The sequence below is a fragment of the Klebsiella sp. 2-CIP_Kleb. genome (assembly GCF_050378715.1).
Lineage (GTDB): Bacteria > Pseudomonadota > Gammaproteobacteria > Enterobacterales > Enterobacteriaceae > Klebsiella > Klebsiella quasipneumoniae.
On sequence record NZ_JBNRLG010000001.1, the window covers coordinates 1,072,510 to 1,089,177 of the forward strand.

General features: G+C 56.8%; 16 protein-coding genes and 3 tRNA genes. 7 read left to right on the plus strand and 12 right to left on the minus strand.

Annotated elements, in window-relative coordinates; all coding sequences use genetic code 11:
- The first annotated feature begins 18 nt into the window (after positions 1-18).
- Positions 19-642: a transcriptional regulator RcsA gene (gene rcsA, locus ACQUTP_RS05350; RefSeq protein ID WP_004203475.1), complete on the plus strand. Its 624-nt coding sequence runs from the start codon at positions 19-21 to the stop codon at positions 640-642.
- Positions 643-674: 32 nt separating this feature from the next.
- Here rcsA and dsrB read toward each other — a convergent pair whose 3' ends face one another.
- Positions 675-866 (minus strand): protein DsrB, encoded by a 192-nt coding sequence (gene dsrB, locus ACQUTP_RS05355; RefSeq protein WP_004203477.1) that lies wholly within the window; start codon positions 864-866, stop codon positions 675-677.
- Positions 867-1,001: 135 nt separating this feature from the next.
- On the opposite strand from dsrB, the gene yodD reads away from it, so the two are divergent.
- A complete protein-coding gene (yodD, locus tag ACQUTP_RS05360; RefSeq protein ID WP_004203478.1) occupies positions 1,002-1,223 on the plus strand; it encodes a YodD family peroxide/acid resistance protein in 222 nt (73 codons plus the stop codon).
- Positions 1,224-1,522: 299 nt separating this feature from the next.
- On the opposite strand, the gene dgcQ is transcribed toward yodD, so the two are convergent.
- Together dgcQ and ACQUTP_RS05370 are read right to left on the minus strand one after the other, a co-directional pair.
- Complete coding sequence (gene dgcQ, locus ACQUTP_RS05365) at positions 1,523-3,202, minus strand: cellulose biosynthesis regulator diguanylate cyclase DgcQ (RefSeq protein ID WP_004203479.1); 1,680 nt, start codon at positions 3,200-3,202, stop codon at positions 1,523-1,525.
- Between the two features lie 116 nt (positions 3,203-3,318).
- Complete coding sequence (locus tag ACQUTP_RS05370; protein WP_023318643.1) at positions 3,319-4,230, minus strand: DUF808 domain-containing protein; 912 nt, start codon at positions 4,228-4,230, stop codon at positions 3,319-3,321.
- A gap of 183 nt (positions 4,231-4,413) precedes the next feature.
- Between ACQUTP_RS05370 and yedA the strand changes: the two genes are divergently transcribed.
- Entirely contained in the window at positions 4,414-5,325 is a 912-nt protein-coding gene (yedA, locus tag ACQUTP_RS05375; RefSeq protein WP_004203484.1) for a drug/metabolite exporter YedA, read from the plus strand.
- On the opposite strand, the gene ACQUTP_RS05380 is transcribed toward yedA, so the two are convergent.
- The 4 genes from ACQUTP_RS05380 to drpB all read right to left on the minus strand — a co-directional run bounded on the left by ACQUTP_RS05380 (position 5,300) and on the right by drpB (position 8,285).
- A complete protein-coding gene (locus ACQUTP_RS05380) occupies positions 5,300-5,794 on the minus strand; it encodes a very short patch repair endonuclease (RefSeq protein WP_285755006.1) in 495 nt (164 codons plus the stop codon). The two genes, yedA and ACQUTP_RS05380, sit on opposite strands and share 26 nt — an antisense overlap.
- On the minus strand, positions 5,775-7,175 hold the full coding sequence (locus tag ACQUTP_RS05385) for a DNA cytosine methyltransferase (RefSeq protein WP_285755187.1): 1,401 nt from the start codon (positions 7,173-7,175) through the stop codon (positions 5,775-5,777). The genes ACQUTP_RS05380 and ACQUTP_RS05385 overlap by 20 nt, the downstream gene beginning before the upstream one ends.
- 76 nt (positions 7,176-7,251) lie before the next feature.
- Entirely contained in the window at positions 7,252-7,962 is a 711-nt protein-coding gene (locus ACQUTP_RS05390; RefSeq protein ID WP_004203487.1) for a phosphohydrolase, read from the minus strand.
- A gap of 41 nt (positions 7,963-8,003) precedes the next feature.
- Positions 8,004-8,285 (minus strand): cell division protein DrpB, encoded by a 282-nt coding sequence (drpB, locus tag ACQUTP_RS05395; RefSeq protein ID WP_004203489.1) that lies wholly within the window; start codon positions 8,283-8,285, stop codon positions 8,004-8,006.
- A gap of 537 nt (positions 8,286-8,822) precedes the next feature.
- Here drpB and ompC point away from each other — a divergent pair.
- On the plus strand, positions 8,823-9,959 hold the full coding sequence (ompC, locus tag ACQUTP_RS05400) for a porin OmpC (protein WP_080846957.1): 1,137 nt from the start codon (positions 8,823-8,825) through the stop codon (positions 9,957-9,959).
- A gap of 274 nt (positions 9,960-10,233) precedes the next feature.
- Here ompC and ACQUTP_RS05405 read toward each other — a convergent pair.
- A tRNA-Ser gene (locus ACQUTP_RS05405) sits at positions 10,234-10,323 on the minus strand.
- Positions 10,324-10,413: 90 nt separating this feature from the next.
- On the opposite strand from ACQUTP_RS05405, the gene mtfA reads away from it, so the two are divergent.
- Positions 10,414-11,214, plus strand: coding sequence for a DgsA anti-repressor MtfA (gene mtfA, locus ACQUTP_RS05410; protein ID WP_072140495.1), 801 nt, complete (start codon positions 10,414-10,416; stop codon positions 11,212-11,214).
- 100 nt (positions 11,215-11,314) lie between these two features.
- Positions 11,315-11,390 (plus strand) — tRNA-Asn (locus ACQUTP_RS05415).
- Positions 11,391-11,479: 89 nt separating this feature from the next.
- Here the strand turns inward: ACQUTP_RS05415 and ldtA are convergent.
- The 3 genes from ldtA to nac all read right to left on the minus strand — a co-directional run bounded on the left by ldtA (position 11,480) and on the right by nac (position 14,474).
- Complete coding sequence (gene ldtA, locus ACQUTP_RS05420; RefSeq protein ID WP_064757110.1) at positions 11,480-12,421, minus strand: L,D-transpeptidase; 942 nt, start codon at positions 12,419-12,421, stop codon at positions 11,480-11,482.
- A 78-nt stretch (positions 12,422-12,499) separates the two neighbouring features.
- Positions 12,500-13,450: an HTH-type transcriptional regulator Cbl gene (gene cbl / locus ACQUTP_RS05425; RefSeq protein ID WP_004180456.1), complete on the minus strand. Its 951-nt coding sequence runs from the start codon at positions 13,448-13,450 to the stop codon at positions 12,500-12,502.
- 106 nt (positions 13,451-13,556) lie between these two features.
- Positions 13,557-14,474: a nitrogen assimilation transcriptional regulator NAC gene (nac, locus tag ACQUTP_RS05430; protein WP_004203498.1), complete on the minus strand. Its 918-nt coding sequence runs from the start codon at positions 14,472-14,474 to the stop codon at positions 13,557-13,559.
- A gap of 330 nt (positions 14,475-14,804) precedes the next feature.
- Between nac and ACQUTP_RS05435 the strand changes: the two genes are divergently transcribed.
- Positions 14,805-14,880, plus strand: a tRNA-Asn gene (locus ACQUTP_RS05435).
- 94 nt (positions 14,881-14,974) lie between these two features.
- On the opposite strand, the gene ACQUTP_RS05440 is transcribed toward ACQUTP_RS05435, so the two are convergent.
- The gene (locus ACQUTP_RS05440; RefSeq protein WP_053810173.1) at positions 14,975-16,609 is read right to left on the minus strand and encodes a Na+/H+ antiporter; all 1,635 of its coding nucleotides are present in this window, start codon (positions 16,607-16,609) and stop codon (positions 14,975-14,977) included.
- Positions 16,610-16,668 lie beyond the last annotated feature (59 nt).

Sequence of the window (16,668 nt, forward strand, 5' to 3'; positions counted from 1 at the left end):
GTTGATTGAGGATGGGTCATGTCAACGATGATTATGGATTTGTGCAGTTATACCCGGTTAGGACTTACGGGATATCTGACCAGTCGGGGAATTAAAAAACAGGAAATCGTTGAGGTCAACTGCGCTGAGGATCTGCACAGGCACTGTGCGTCATGTTGCCCGGCGGTGGTGTTTCTGAATGAAGATTGCTTTGTGCATGATGATGAAAGTAATAACATTATTCGCCAGATCATCACGCAAAATCCGGCGACGCTGTTTGTGATTTTTATGTCGCTGGCGAACATCCATTTTGACCGCTATCTGCGGGTACGTAAGAATCTGCTAATCAGTTCAAAATCGATCACCCCAAAAGACCTTGATGTCATTCTGGTTAATTATCTTAAATACAAGAACACGAGCCTGGGGCAGTTGAATTTACCGACGTTGTCGCTAAGCAAAACAGAATCAAATATGCTGCAAATGTGGATGGCCGGGCATGGTACTTCGCAAATTTCAACGCAAATGAACATCAAAGCGAAAACGGTATCATCGCACAAAGGTAATATTAAAAAGAAAATACAGACGCATAATAAGCAGGTGATTTACCACATCGTTCGGCTGACCGAAAACATTACCAGTGGTATTCAGGTGAATCTACGCTGAAACAAACTGGCGGTGGTCCCGCCAGTTCGGTTTTACGAGATTTCTTTTTCCACGAAGATCCCATCCGGGTGCCCTATTTCATTGAAAAACCAGATCCCCAGGGGATAGTCTTCCAGCGAAACCAGATACATCGTCCCTTCGCTAAACGACTCAATTGCCAGCACTACGCCCGATCGACGTGGGCCACCGTCGGTCTTCACCGTGACACGATCGTTCACCTGCATAATCCATCTCCTCTCTATTTTCAGCCAGTGTAGAACAAAACCACGCCGCTCGCAGCGTCGCGGCCGGTGACTGGCGTTTTTTTAGACCGACTATACTTAAAAAGGCTTGAGCGACGCTCAGCGAGGGGGGTAATGATGAAGAACCGATTGACAGACCAGACCGGGAACGACGTTGATGTCAACGTTGATGCTCTACTGGCGGCGATTAATGAGATCAGCGAAAGCGAAGTCCACCGCATCCTCGATGACCCTCAGCGCGCCAGTATCGATGGCCGCGGGGCGCATACCTGGCGCGAACTGGCGGAGGCATTTGAACTCGATATTCATGATTTCAGCGCCAGTGAAGCCAACCGCTAGTGATGGGCGAAAAAAATCCCGACTCGCAGGAGTCGGGATCAAACTTGCTAATGCAAGAAGCACTTGAAAATTCGTTACACCGGGAAATCCGATGCGTTGAAACATTATCCTCAATTATTTTGCATGACAAGAGATATTCATGACGCAAAATATTGAGAAAGTCGGCGCTTCGCAGCAGAAAGGGCTGCAAGGCTGATGCGAGAAGGCTTAGCCGCAAACCGGTTTCATCCGATAGTACGATCGCCAGACATTACTTTAAGATAAATCTCAAATCCGCTGGCGCGAGCGAAACGTTTTACTCACGCTTCGCTGCGAAAACAGACCTGGTTGCGGCCATTCTGCTTGGCCAGATACAGTCGACCATCGGCGACCGACTGCAGCGCTTCAAAGTGATACTCTCCCTGCTCTTCGCTGGCGCTTACCCCTAACGACGCGCTGACCCGCAGCGTCACGTTGTTATGCAAAAAGACCTCCCGGCCATGAATACGCAGGCGTAGCCGCTCCGCTATCGCCGCCGCTTCCTGCAGCGTGGTATTCGGCAGCACGACACAAAACTCCTCTCCCCCCACGCGGCCCAGCAAATCGCCTTCCCGCACAGTGCCGGCAAGGGTACTGGCCACCATCGACAGCACCCTGTCACCCGCCTGATGACCATAGCGATCGTTAATGCTCTTAAAGTGATCCAGATCGAGCTGGATCACCGCCAGCGGTAGTCCGCTGCGCTGGCAGGCGCTGGCGAGCGCCATCGCCTTTTCAAACAGCGCCCCGCGATTGAGCAGGCGGGTTAAGGCATCGTGCCAGGCCTGCCACTCCAGAGAGGTCTGGAGGACGCTCATATTGCGGACCATACGGCGGATCACCAGCCAGGAGAGCAGCAGCATCAAGGTGAAGAGGATCCACATCAGGGTCAGGGCGATGGTGATGGTGCCAAAGTTGCCGCGTACGCCTTCCCGCAGGGTGTGGATCCGCAGCAGCACGCCGTCAAAATTCCGTAGTTTGGCCCAACTGATATAGCGCGTCAGCAGACGCAGGCCGCCCTGGTTATCATGGGCAAACGCGCGGCTGAGCAGCTCCTGCTCGCGCGGCGACAGCAGCGTCAGGACATTCCCCGGCGCAGAGGAGGCCAGCAGGCTAAGATGGCTGTCATAAAGCTGGTATTCCCCCTCCTGCCCGCCCTTCATCGCGCTGATTAAAAAAGCTTTTATTTCGCTGACTGAGAAATCCATCGCCAGCACGCCGCGCCAGTAACCGGCAAAATCCAGCGGTATCGAGGCGGTAACCACCTGCTCTTCCAGCTGCGGGTCATCGTCAGGAAAGGTTTGCCAGATAACGCCGCGGTACGGATTGTTCCGCTGGGTCTGCCGGGTAAACCAGAGGGCGCTGATAGCGCGCGAATAGTGCGTCTTCACCTGCGATTCATCGCGCAGCGGCAGGGTCGAGGTGAAAAAGCCGCTGCGGGAGATATATTGCATCCGCTCGGCAAAATCGCGGTCATGCTGCGTCAGATTTAACAGATAACCCAGCTCCAGCGTCGCCATCAGTTCATTGACCACCAGCGGATCGTCCGGCAAGAGCAGCGGGTGCTCCCTGACGACGCTCTCCGAGACGCCAAACACCGGCAGCGTCCGGCGGTTCGGGAGCGCCACCCGCCAAATCTCCTGATGGCGCTGGTTCAGATAGCGCTGGCTGGCCTCGTGCAACACATCGACGTCGAGGGGGCGTTCAAGTGCGGACTGCATACCGTGGCGAAAAAACATCATCCTGTCGATGTTAAACTGCAGCAGCCCATCCATTTCATGCGCGACATTAGCCAGATTATTGCGCTGGTTCGCCACGTAGGCCTCTTCCAGGACGTTGATTTCACGCCAGATCAGCAGCGTGGAGAAAAATAGCACCACGATAAAACAAACGTTAACCACATGTGCCGGGCGAGTCAGGAAGTAGCGCTTTTTCAACTTCAACCGCAGTGGCTTATCCATCTTTCTCTCGTAGTACGTTGCGCAAACCTGACGTCGTCAGCGCACGCGGTTTCTGTCGATACCGGACGCGCTTTTAGCGTAGACCACGCGGCGCCAATACGCTGCGCCGCACCTGACTACTTCGCCGCGCCACGCAGGCGGCTCACCGCCTTGACGCCGGCCAGGACCACCGCACCGATGATAAAACCCAGCACCAGATTGACCACCATCGGCAGCAAGGCGGCCAACATGCCGCCCAGGCCCGCGCTCCAGTGCTCAATGGCATGGTGCAGCGGCGCAATACCGTGGACCACAATCCCGCCGCCAACGAGGAACATGGCCAGCGTCCCGACGACAGAGAGCAGTTTCATCAGCCAGGGAGCCACGGCCAATAACCCTTTGCCCAGCCACTGCGCCAGCGTACTGCGTTTCTCCGCCAGCCAGTAACCCATGTCATCCAGCTTGACGATCACCCCCACCAGGCCATAGACCCCGACGGTGACCAGAATCGCGATCCCTGAGAGAATGAGGATCTGATTCAGCAGCGGCGCTTCCGCGACAATGCCGAGGGTGATGGCGACAATTTCCGCGGACAAAATAAAGTCGGTGCGAATCGCGCCTTTTACTTTGTCACGCTCAAAGGCCAGCGGGTCACGATCCGCCAACGCCTGAAGACGCTGCTGCCGTTGCGCTGGGTCCTCCTTGTGCTTACGCGCTTCCAGACTGTGGAGCACCTTCTCCACCCCTTCAAAACAGAGAAACGCGCCACCCACCATCAGCAGCGGCGTGATCGCCCAGGGAATAAAGGCGCTGATCAGCAGGGCCAGCGGCACGAGGATGATTTTATTGACGAACGACCCTTTCGCCACGCCCCAGACCACGGGCAGCTCACGATTTGCCCGCACGCCGGTCACCTGTTGGGCATTCAGGGAAAGATCGTCGCCCAGCACCCCCGCCGTTTTTTTCGCCGCCAGCTTGCCCATCATGGAGATATCGTCCAGCAGCGTGGCGATATCATCAAGTAATGTTAAAAGACTACTTCCTGCCAAAATGATTTTCCTTCTCTTTTCATCAATGTCTCCCTCGAGTATGCGTTAAAAAACGGCCGCTGCCCAAGGTACAATTAGTCAATATAAATTTAACAACCTGGCGCAAATTAAGCGCTCGCCAGCAGGATAGTTTTCACGTTTACTATATGTCCCCTTTCTATCTCTGCACCGTCGTGAGGAAGTATGTCTACCCGTCAGCTGTTACCGCTTATCGGGGCGCTGTTTGCGCTGTATATCATTTGGGGCTCTACCTATTTCGCCATCGCCGTCGGCGTCGCCAGCTGGCCGCCGCTGATGATGGCCGGAATTCGCTTTCTCTCTGCCGGCGTGCTGCTGCTGGGATGGCTGTTGGCCACCGGCCATAAACTGCCGGCCCGCAGGCCGTTGCTTAATGCCGCGCTGATCGGGGTTTTGCTGCTGGCCGTCGGCAACGGCTTTGTCACCCTGGCCGAACATCAGCACGTTCCCTCCGGGATCGCCGCGGTGATGGTCGCCACCGTTCCGCTGTTCACCCTGTGCTTCAGCCGCTTTTTCGGCATCGCCACTCGGAAGCTGGAGTGGCTGGGGATTGCCATTGGCCTCGCGGGTATTGTGATGCTTAACAGCGGGGGCAACCTGAACGGCAACCCCTGGGGCGCACTGCTGATTCTGATTGGCTCTCTGAGCTGGGCCTTCGGCTCGGTTTACGGCTCGCGGATCGTGCTGCCGACCGGCATGATGGCGGGGGCAATCGAGATGCTCGCCGCCGGGATCGTCCTGCTGGCCGCCTCATGGCTGAGCGGTGAAACCTTAACCCGCGTTCCGTCGTGGTCCGGGATCGCCGCCGTAGCCTACCTGGCTATCTTTGGCTCGCTGATTGCCATCAACGCCTACATGTTTTTGATCCGCAATGTCACCCCGGCGGTGGCCACCAGCTACGCCTATGTCAACCCGGTGGTAGCGGTTCTCCTTGGCACCGGATTCGGTGGCGAAAGCCTGTCACTGATCGAGTGGCTGGCGCTGGCGGTGATTATTTTCGCCGTCGTGCTGGTGACGCTGGGCAAATATCTCTTCCCGGTTCGCAGCGAAGCTACCCCTTGTAAGGCGTCGAAATAAGCGCCAGTTCGCGGATCCCCTGGGTGTCGATCTGCGCGTCGTGTCCGGCGCCGCAGATCCACTCTTCCAGACGCTCGGTGAGCGCCTCGTCATTCAGCTTCAGGCGACCGCGCAGGGCGCACTCCCAGACGATAAGAACCCGCCAGCCCTGCGCGGCCAGCTTTTGCCGGTCACGGGCATCGCGCGCTACGTTGCCGGCGATCTTGTCCAGCCAGAACGCCGTCCGGGTGGCCGGCACCTTAAACAGGTAACAGTCATGGTGGTGCCAGAAACAGCCGTGGGTAAAGATGACGCAACGGTAGTCGGGTAAAGCGAAATCGGGGCGCCCCGGCAGCTCGCGATCCTGAGCAATAAAGGTGAATCCCGCCTGAGTCAACAGCGCCGCTATCCGCTTTTCGATCGCCGTATCGCGCGTGGCGATAGCCCGCATATTTTTACTGCGTGTGGTTTTATCGTGAACATCCGCCATCGTTATCATCCGCTTCGCGACGCGCCACCGCCTGAGCGATGCGCGGGGCCAGGAGCTTCGCCACCGCGGCGAAGACCGGAACCACTACCGAGTTGCCGAACTGACGATAGGCCTGGGTATCCGACACCGGGATGCGGAAACGCGCCCCCTGAGGCGATTCGAAGCCCATCAATCGGGCGCACTCCCGCGGCGTCAGCCGACGAGGACGCCGCTGTTGATTCTGCGGATCGTCAAAATGCGTCTCGCCCAGCGGCCGGTCCCAGCCGCGATCGACGAGAATTTCGGCGCCATCTTTATAGTAGCGGGCGGAGAGCGTCCGGGCCACACTGTGGGGATTCGCGGGGTCCACCAGGCCATAACCAAAGCCATTGCCCCGCGCCTGATGCTTGCGCGCATAGCGATAAAGATATTTCCACAGCACCGGCGTGAGGATAAATTTGGCATCCACCGTCGGCTCCAGCAGCTCGCCAAACGTTGGCCGAACCGCCGGGTAAAGCGCCGCGATATCGCGCAGCGTAAACCCTTCGTGCAGCTGCAGATCGCGACGGAAGCCTACCAGCACGATGCGCTCCCGGTGCTGTGGTAAGAAATGGCGCCCGTCGATCACTTTCGGATCGTCCGGCCCGCTATGCCCGGCGTCAGCGACCTCATACCCCAGCTCATCCAGTGTCTGCATGATGATGCGGAAGGTGCGTCCCTGATCGTGACTTTTGAGATTTTTAACATTCTCCAGCACAAAGAACGCCGGCTGACGGGCGGCGATAATTCTCACCACATCAAAAAACAGCGTCCCCTGGGTTTCGCAGGCAAAGCCGTGGGCGCGACCCATGGCATTTTTTTTCGATACGCCGGCGAGTGAGAAAGGCTGGCAGGGAAAGCCGGCCAGCAGCACATCATGCTGCGGGATAGTCTCGCGGATATGCTGCGCCGCCTCGTCATCGCTAACGTCGGGGCGATGGCTGAGGGTGATATCGCGGATATCTTCATTGAAACGGTGTTGCTGCGGATCGCAATACCAGTTGGCCTTATAGGTGCGCACCGCATGCTTATTCCACTCGCTGGTAAAGACGCACTGCCCGCCGATGGCTTCAAAACCACTGCGGATCCCGCCGATACCGGCAAACAGATCGACAAAGCGGAACCCATAGTGCGGATGATGGGCCGGCGGCGACGGCAGCAGCGTCGCCAGATGAGCGACCTCCTGCGGACGCAAACGCCCCGCCGCGCGGCCGAGGGCCGCCACGCGCTTGAGGATCGCCGCGCTCCAGTGCTGCTCCCCGACGCTAACCAGCTCGGCGACCAGCGTTTTCACATCGTAGATCGTCATCAGCTGACGCAGCAGCGCCTGAGCCTCTTCACCGGCCTGCTCCGTCAATGACAACGACCTGTTTTCCTTGATTAACTTTTGTGGCATATCCTCAACCAGCGCGGACGATTTTTGCAGAGAGTACCATAAATCACTGGTCGGTTGACGGCTGCGGTGCAAAGCGGCGTAAAACCGCCTCATCCAGCGCCATAGGCTCCCCCTTCAGCTCCGCGCTGATCTTGGCCATAAACTCAACGAGGAAGCGCGCATTATGCTGCGCCATAGCCCTTCCTGCGGCGGTCTGCATGGTTTCCGGCAGGCGCAGGAGTTTGCACTGGAAATGGTCGAGGGCATATTTTCTGTCATCCAGCGCTCGCCGGTCGGCGAAAGGATCGTCGGCATCAAACAGAATGGTGTTCAGGGCGCCGGCGACGGCGAAGACCCGCGCCAGGCCAATCGCCCCAAGCGACTCGAGACGGTCGGCGTCCTGGACGATTTTCGCCTCCAGCGTGCGCGGCGGGATCGCCGCGCTAAAGCTGTGCGCCTCAATAGCATGGCTGACCGCCGCATAGCGGTCTGCGGGAAAATCGGTAAACGACGACTGCAAAATCGCAAGGGTTTTCTCGGCAGCCATCATCGAAGAGCGGCTTCGCTCCGGATGATTTTTAGGCAGACTGACAATGTCATGAAAATAGCAGGCCGTGAGAAGCACCAGCCTGTCGACTTCCACCTCCCCGGCGGCCAGCCGGGTGGCGGTGGCCCAGACGCGACGAAAATGGGACAGATCGTGCGCCGCATCCTCCTGGGCGTGGTGCGTCAGTATCCAGTGCTCAAATCGTTGCTGCCAGTCTACCAGGTTCATAGGCGTTCCTTATCTGAAGGTCAGCCTCGAGCATAGCAACTTTACGACCGATGATCCCGCCTGCTTCTGGCGGGCCGTGTATACCAGACGACAGCACCAAGGATCGCGCCAATGCCGGCGAGCACCAGCATCCCCAACAGGGCGCCAAGCCATTTCCCTGCCATTGTGCCAAAGTCGCCCTCCGCGCTGGCGCCGGGAACGCTGTGAATTTTCCCTACCACCCACCAGTAACGCACAATGACCCAGACACAATATCCGCAAAAGGCATACAACGCCCAGAGCGCGAGTTTGCCGCCCGGGCTGCGTTTTGCCTGCTCTTCCATCTCATTCTTCTCCGTGACAAATCATACTACTGCCACCCAAAACGTGACACGCATCACATTATAGCGCCAACCTGCGCCACAGGCAGCAGTTTCATCCTTGTCTTCTGCACCTACTTATCTCTTATGCTGCCAATGGAAATACCCAAGGGTTTGTTCTTTATTACTTACCCACAGGATTAAATATTAACGACATCAACCATGCCGCGTATTGTACTTATCTCCCCCGGCGAGTTTGACTCATAAATTATATTTAAATGCTGAATAACCCTCTCGCCGTAAATTTATACAAATAATTTCATTTGGTTAACCGAGGCCGCAACAAAGCAACATAACCCATTGCTATATAATAAAATAATAATAAAAGAAGATTCATTTAAATTTAATATAACGAACCGTTTGGAAATATTTTGCAATATCTTACATTATTTATTTACATATTTTATTTTAAATAAAAATGAACCTGGTCGTTAGTATCTGATAGTCATTCCGGAGGGATTGTCATAATTCACAGAAATTATTATTAAAAGGGAATATATAATGAAAAGAAAAGTACTGGCTCTCATGGTTCCGGTATTATTAATGGCCAATGCCGTTAATGCCGCGGAAATCTATAACAACAACGGCAACAAACTGGACCTTTACGGGAAAGTCGCCGGCCTGCACTATTTCTCAGACGACACTTCAGAGGACGGCGATCAGACCTATGCACGCTTTGGCATCAAAGGCGAAACGCAGATCGCTTCCGAGTTAACCGGCTACGGTCAGTGGGAATACAATATCAAGGCCAATACCAGCGAAAATGAAGGAGCGAATTCCTGGACCCGTCTGGCCTTCGCCGGTCTGAAGTTTGCTGACTATGGCTCACTGGACTATGGCCGTAATTACGGCGTGGTGTACGACATCGAATCCTGGACTGATATGCTGCCAGAATTCGGCGGCGATACCTACACCCAGACCGACGTCTACATGACCGGCCGCACCAACGGGGTGGCCACCTACCGTAACAGCGATTTCTTCGGCCTCGTCGACGGCCTGCATTTCGCCCTGCAGTATCAGGGTAATAATGAAAACGCCGGTTCTGGCGAAGGCACTAACAACGGTGGTGCTCGTAAACTGGCGCGGGAAAATGGCGACGGGTTTGGTATCTCCAGCTACTACGATCTCGATATGGGCATCAGCTTCGGGGCCGCCTACTCATCTTCTGACCGTACCCATAACCAGCTGGCGGCAGCACGTAGCAGCCATATTTATGCCAACGGTGATAAAGCCGACGCCTGGACCGTCGGCGCCAAATATGACGCCAACAACATCTATCTGGCCGCCATGTATGCGGAAACCCGCAACATGACCTTCTACGGTAACGGCGCTATTGCCAACAAGACGCAGAACTTTGAAGTCGTCGCCCAGTACCAGTTCGATGAGTATAATTTACCGCTGCGTCCGTCTGTGGCCTATCTGCAATCAAAGGGTAAAGATCTCTACTCCTCTTCTCGCTTCGGCGACAAGGATCTGGTCAAGTATGTCGACATCGGCATGACCTACTACTTCAATAAAAATATGTCCACCTATGTGGATTATAAAATCAACCTGCTGGATGAAGACGACCGCTTCTACAGCAACAACGGTATCTCGACCGATGATATCGTGGCCCTCGGTCTGGTTTACCAGTTCTGATCCCCATCTAAGCCCGCGCTCAGCGGGCTTTTTCTTGTTCCCGCTCCGTTGAGATCACTCTTTTCGACATTGCCGCTTTCCAGGCGTACCTTCCCTCTTTATGATGCGTTTAAGCTCGTTCGGGCAAATTGCGGCGGTAAGACCACAAAAAGACAAGGCACAGTACCGCGTCTTTACGCTGAAACCAGGACGATGATGATGGCGATACCCCAGCGCAGGCGTTATACCTGAAGCTAACGGTGTTATTGAAGGGGAATGGTCAGAGAAAGAATAGTGGCGGAGAGAGGGGGATTTGAACCCCCGGTAGAGTTGCCCCTACTCCGGTTTTCGAGACCGGTCCGTTCAGCCGCTCCGGCATCTCTCCGCTGTTGTGGTTGCTATAATGCCAGGATCTTTGGCATTTTAATAGCTCCCGTTTCGGTAATCGTGTTCAAGTGACGACTTTGCGAGCAATATGATGTTTAAATGGCCCTGGAAAGCAGATGATGAGTCCGGCAACGCAGAGATGCCCTGGGAGCAAGCGCTTGCCATTCCGGTTTTAGCCCACCTTTCGCCCGCTGAGCAGCATAAGCTGACGCAGATGGCTGGCCGTTTCCTACAGCAAAAACGTCTGGTAGCGCTTCAGGGACTGGAGCTGACTCCGCTGCATCAGGCGCGGATAGCTATGCTCTTTTGCCTGCCGGTACTTGAGCTGGGGATAGAGTGGCTGGACGGTTTTCATGAAGTGCTGATCTACCCTGCCCCGTTTGTCGTGGATGATGAATGGGAGGATGATATTGGCCTGGTCCACAACCAGCGGGTGGTGCAATCGGGGCAAAGCTGGCAGCAGGGTCCCGTGGTGCTAAACTGGCTGGATATTCAGGACTCCTTTGATGCGTCAGGCTTTAACCTTGTGGTGCATGAGGTAGCGCATAAGCTCGATACGCGGAATGGCGATCGGGCCAGCGGGGTGCCGCTGATCCCACTGCGCGAAGTCGCCGGCTGGGAGCACGATCTCCACGCGGCGATGAACAACATTCAGGATGAGATAGATCTGGTGGGGGAAAGCGCAGCCAGCATTGACGCCTATGCCGCCACCGATCCCGCGGAGTGCTTCGCCGTCCTTTCGGAATATTTTTTCAGCGCGCCTGAACTGTTCGCGCCCCGCTTCCCGGCCCTGTGGCAGCGTTTTTGCCATTTTTACCGCCAGGATCCGCTGGCGCGCAGACGGGAGAATGGCCTGCAGGACGAAGACGATCGGCGCACTGTTCACTAAAACAACGTGTTGAGCTAAATTTAGCCATTTGAATCAGCAGGTTAATTTTAGTGTTGACACAAAAATGCCGGGCCAGTAGTATGCGCCTCGTTCACACGATTCCTCTGTAGTTCAGTCGGTAGAACGGCGGACTGTTAATCCGTATGTCACTGGTTCGAGTCCAGTCAGAGGAGCCAAATTTAAAAAGCCTGCTTTTAAGCAGGCTTTTTGCTTTTCGGGTCCCGCCGGGCCGCCATCCCGCATCAAGGCTTAACTTTTTCCACCGCTACAAACTTCCCTGCGCCGCTGTGGCGCTGATATTCACCGGCATGCCGGAGCGGCGCTGCAGGGTTTGCTCGGCCTGCGAAGGACTCACTCCCGGCCCCTGAGTAAACTCGCGCAGCGCCGAGGTCATCGGCAAGGGGACTTTTCTGTCGGATTCAAACTCCGCGCGGTTGCGCGACAGCGGCTCGTGCACCTCTAGCCAGTGGCTGCCGTCCGGCTCCACGCTGTACTTCACCGGCTGATCGATGAGCTGGACGCGCGTTCCCACCGGGACGTTATCAAACAGGAATTTAATGTCGTCATTACGCAGGCGGATGCATCCCTGGCTGACGCGCAGCCCGATACCAAAGTTGGCATTGGTGCCGTGGATGGCATACAGCCTGCCGATATAGATCGCATACAGCCCCATCGGATTATCGGGCCCGGGCGGCACCATAGCCGGCAGCGTTTTGCCCTCTTTCGCATACTCGCGGCGGGTATTGGCGGTCGGTACCCAGGTGGGCCCTTCCTGCTTGCGCTCTACCGCCGTCACCCAGTTACGCGGCGTTTCGCGTCCCGCCTGACCAATGCCGATTGGCAGGACTTCCACGCTATTGCCCAGCGGCGGGTAATAATAGAGACGCATCTCGGCGACGTTGATGACGATCCCCTCCCGCACGGTGTCAGGCAGGATCAGCTGTTGCGGAATGGTCAGCGTCGAACCGGAGTGCGGCAAATAGACATCGACGCCGGGGTTAGCCTCCAGCATATTGCTCAACCCCTGGCCGTACTGGGCGGCAAAACTTTCCAGTGGTTGAGTGTTGTTCTCCGGCACGGCAATGGTAAATGCGCTGCCCACCAGACGGCTCCCCTCCGGCGGCAGCGGATAGCTAACGGCCAGCGCGCTGTGGCTGGCGAGCAGCATCAGCGCCGAACAAAGTAATTTCACACGCCGCATCGTCATTTTCCCTTCCTCAGTCGCGACTCTCGTGTGTGAATTATAGCGGTATTTCCTCTCCCCGATCCGCTGGCCAGCATTTCCTTAAATCTGATAGTCGATAGCGGCCTCTTCCGGCTCCATCGCCTGGCGCTTGATCTCATCCAGCGACAGTCCGGCATTGCACAATTCGATAAAGCGCCAGACGTAATTACGCTGCAGCTGGCCCCGCTTCAGTCCCAGCCACACGGTATTGGCATCAAACAGATGGCGGGTATCGAGGCGCGTAAAGGTGTCCGCTTCGCGGGCATCCCCGGACTGCTCGGCGACCAGCCCGACGCCCAGCCCCAGCTCGACGTAGGTCTTGATGACATCGGAATCCTGGGCGCTCAGCACAATATCCGGCATCAGCCCTTTACGGTTGAAGGCCTCATCGATCCGCGAACGGCCGGTGATCCCCTGGCGATAGGTGATTAACGGCCAGCGGGCAATCGCCTCCAGCGTCAGAGGAGACACCTGGGTCAGGGGATGGTCTTTGGGTACCAGCAGGCTGTGATGCCAGCGGAACCAGGGGAAAGCCGCCAGCGTCGGGTCGTTGCTCAGACGCTCACTGGCGATGCCGATATCCGCCCCACCGTTATGCAGCAGCGCTTCAATTTCCTGCGGGGTGCCCTGCACCAGCTCGACGCGAACGTCGGAGAACAGCTCGCGGAAGGCTTTAATCACCGGGGGCAGGCTGTAGCGCGCCTGGGTGTGAGTGGTGGCGATGGTTAAGACGCCGGAGGCATCATTAGTAAAGAGATCCGCCAGCCGCCGGACGTTGCTGGCTTCATTGAGGATCCGCTCGGCAATGGATAACAGCGCTTTACCCGGCTCGGTCATGCCTAACAGGCGTTTGCCGCGACGAATAAAGATCTCAATCCCCAGCTCCTCTTCCAGTTCCCGGATATGGCGGCTGACGCCTGACTGCGAGGTATAGAGCATATTCGCGACTTCCGTCAGGTTGTAATCCTGACGGGCCGCCTCACGGATAATTTTCAGTTGCTGGAAGTTCACCCTTTCCTCCGGGCCAATGGACTTAACGTATCTGCTATTGTTAAAGTCTGTTGTCCCGGGTAACAAATAATAAAAACCAGCAACTTATTCCTTAAGAGAATATAGCCTAACTCACCAGCTGCAGTTCGCGGTTCTCCAGCGATGGACGGCTCACCAGAGACAGCAGGATCTCCTTCACCGCCTGCGCCTGCGGCGACAAACCGCCGCGCGCCGACATGTTCAGCGACAGCGACAGGCTCATTGACGGCGTGCTAATCCGCGCCATCCAGCCGTTCGCCGCGCCGCACAGGGAGCGGGCAGCGGATTCCGGCAGGACCGTCGCCCCCATGCCGCTGGCGATGGCCGCGGTCAGGGTGGTAATGGATTCAATCTCGCCGATAATTTTCGCCGACAGCCGACGCAGGGTGAACGCTTCGGTGACCCGCGCCCGTACCGCGCTGTAGTCGCGCGGCAGAAACAGGTTCATCTCCGCCACCGCCGTGAGGTCCACGCTCTGCCCCGGGCAATCGCGGGTACCGACCAGGTAGAGATCTTCTTTCAGCAGCGGCTGGCTGACGATGCCGGCCACCGGCGAACGCTCATACAGCACCGCCATATCCAGCTGGCCCGCCAGCAGCTTGTCATTCAGCGCCGTGCCGCTGCTCTCTTGCAGATAGACCATCACCTCGGGCAGTTCATTACGCACCGTCTGCAGCAACGGCATAGTAATGGCGGAGGCCGCCGTGCCCGGTGCCAGGCCGATCGAGACCTGGCCACGCAGCGTCTGACCGACGTTATTGACCGCCAGCTGCGCCTGCTCACACTGGCGCAGGATGGTCCGCGCATGGGTATACAGGATTTTACCGGCTTCCGTTGGCGTGACCCCTCGCTTAGTGCGTATCAGCAGCTGCTGGTCCATTTCACCTTCCAGGGTCGCAACCTGCTGGCTGAGGGCCGGTTGGGCGATGTGCAAGACTTCAGCGGCCTGGGTCAGACTGCCGATATCGACGATTTTCACAAAATATTTCAGTCGTCTTAAGTTCATTTTGCCTCCTGTAAGGAACGCCAGCGTCAACGCTGGAAGTATGATGAAACTGGTTTTGCAATTTGCTTGCCAGCTTTTCATTTCCGCTGCCGCTGCCCGCCACAGGCGGTGTTATAAGGGATAGTGATAGCAATCCGGTTTTTATTTGCCTGGTAAGCAGATTGTGGTATGCCCCATTAGGGGTACATTCGCACTACAACGGTGCAATCTGCTGAAAAAAACAGCGCACGAGTGAGGGTTGCTGAAATTGTCAGCAGTCGAACGCAATTCTTTGAATCAGGCTTTGACAAGGCCGGGTGGCATCGTTAATATGCGCCCCGTTCACACGATTCCTCTGTAGTTCAGTCGGTAGAACGGCGGACTGTTAATCCGTATGTCACTGGTTCGAGTCCAGTCAGAGGAGCCAAATTTAAAAAAGCCTGCTTTCGAGCAGGCTTTTTGCTTTTCCGCGCCAGCTGCGCGGCCGGAGGGCGAAGGATCCCCCTCCAGCAATGGCGCCCCTAGCGCAAACTCTCTTCCTTCAGGTCTATCTCCCGCAGCACCTCATAAAAGGTGATATCGCTAATGTTGTGGGCGCGACGCAGCCGGAACAGCTCCTGACGCTGGGCGATAATGACCTCTCTTTGCATATGTTTCTCCAGCCTGGCGCGCTTCGCCAGCTCCAGCCCGACGTCCTGCCCTTCGTCATTGTCGTTATAGTGAAGCCGACGCTGGTAGGTTTCCAGTAGCATATTACCGGCATCCGCCCGCAGGGCCTGCTCAGTGGGATCCTCCACCGGCTCGTCGAGTAGCGCATTTAGCCGGTTGATGGCCACTTCGGTCATGACGGCGCCAATATCGTCCTTGCCGGTGTCATGGGGTAAATCATCGGCAAGATAGCGGGTCATGAACGGCAGACCGATAGCCGCCACCACCAGCGACATCAGGATCACCGCCATTGAGAGAAAGATCAGCAGTTCGCGGCCCGGGAATGGTGAACCATCCGCCAGCACCGCCGGCAGCGTCAGAATACCGGCGAGCGTCACGGAGCCTTTAACCCCCGCCAGCGCCATGACGGCGAGGATGCTGAATCGCGGACGGACGGTGATGGCCTTGCCCCGGCGTTTACGGCGAAAAATGGTCAGCGTCATCGACAGCCATACCCAGGCGAAACGCATCAGACCGAGCGCGAGAGTGATGGCCACGGCGTACAGCAGCAGATACCAGGGCGAAGGGACGCCGGCCTGGCTGGCTACCGCCGGCAACGTCCTGAGCATGCGGGGCAACTGCTCGCCCAGCATCAGGAAGATCATCCCATTGAGGGTAGTCTGCAGCATGGACCACACCGCGCTGCTTTTCATGCGCGTCGCGGGAAGCCGTGGCCCCGACAGCTGCTCATAGTGCATCGCAATGCCGGCGGCGACGGCGGCAAGAATGCCGGAGACATGGAACGCCTCGGCCAGCAGGTAGGCGGCGAAGGGGATAAGCAGGCTGATCAGGATCTGGATGGCCGGCTCCTCGCGGGTGCGCCGCACCAGAAAGTTATTACATTTGCCGGTGACCCACACCACCACGAGCCCACTGAGGATGCCCCCGAACGCCATCAGGAAAAACTTCATCACCGCCTCTCCCGGTGAGAAGCTGCCGGTCAGCACCGCGGCGATGGCAAAATTAAAAGCGACGAGACCCGAAGCATCGTTTAACAGCGACTCCCCTTCGAGGATATGCGCCATCCGGGAAGGCAGCGGCGAGCTGGCGGTCATTGCCGATACCGCCACCGGATCGGTAGGTGACAGAATCGCCGCCAGGGCGAACCCCGCCGCCACGGTAATCGCCGGAATAAGCCAGTGAATAAACAGGCCAATACCGAGGATAGTCACCATCACCAGGCCTATCGCCAGCGACAGAATCGGCTTCATATCGCGGAAAAACGCGTCTTTCGGGATCCGCCAGCCATCGAGGAAAAGCAGCGGCGGGATAAACAACAGCAAAAAGATATGCGGATCGAAATCGACCTGAAAACCACCGGCGGCCAGCGCGGCGCCCGCCGCAATCTGGATCAACGGCAGCGGCACTTTAACGGGCAGAAGATGGGAAATGAACACCGTCACCACGATGGCCATGATAAAGACCAGCACAATAGCGATTAGCGACATTCCTCCCCTCCTTTGACGGCAATATTCATTCTGTACATCAGGCTGTTATTCCTTTTTCG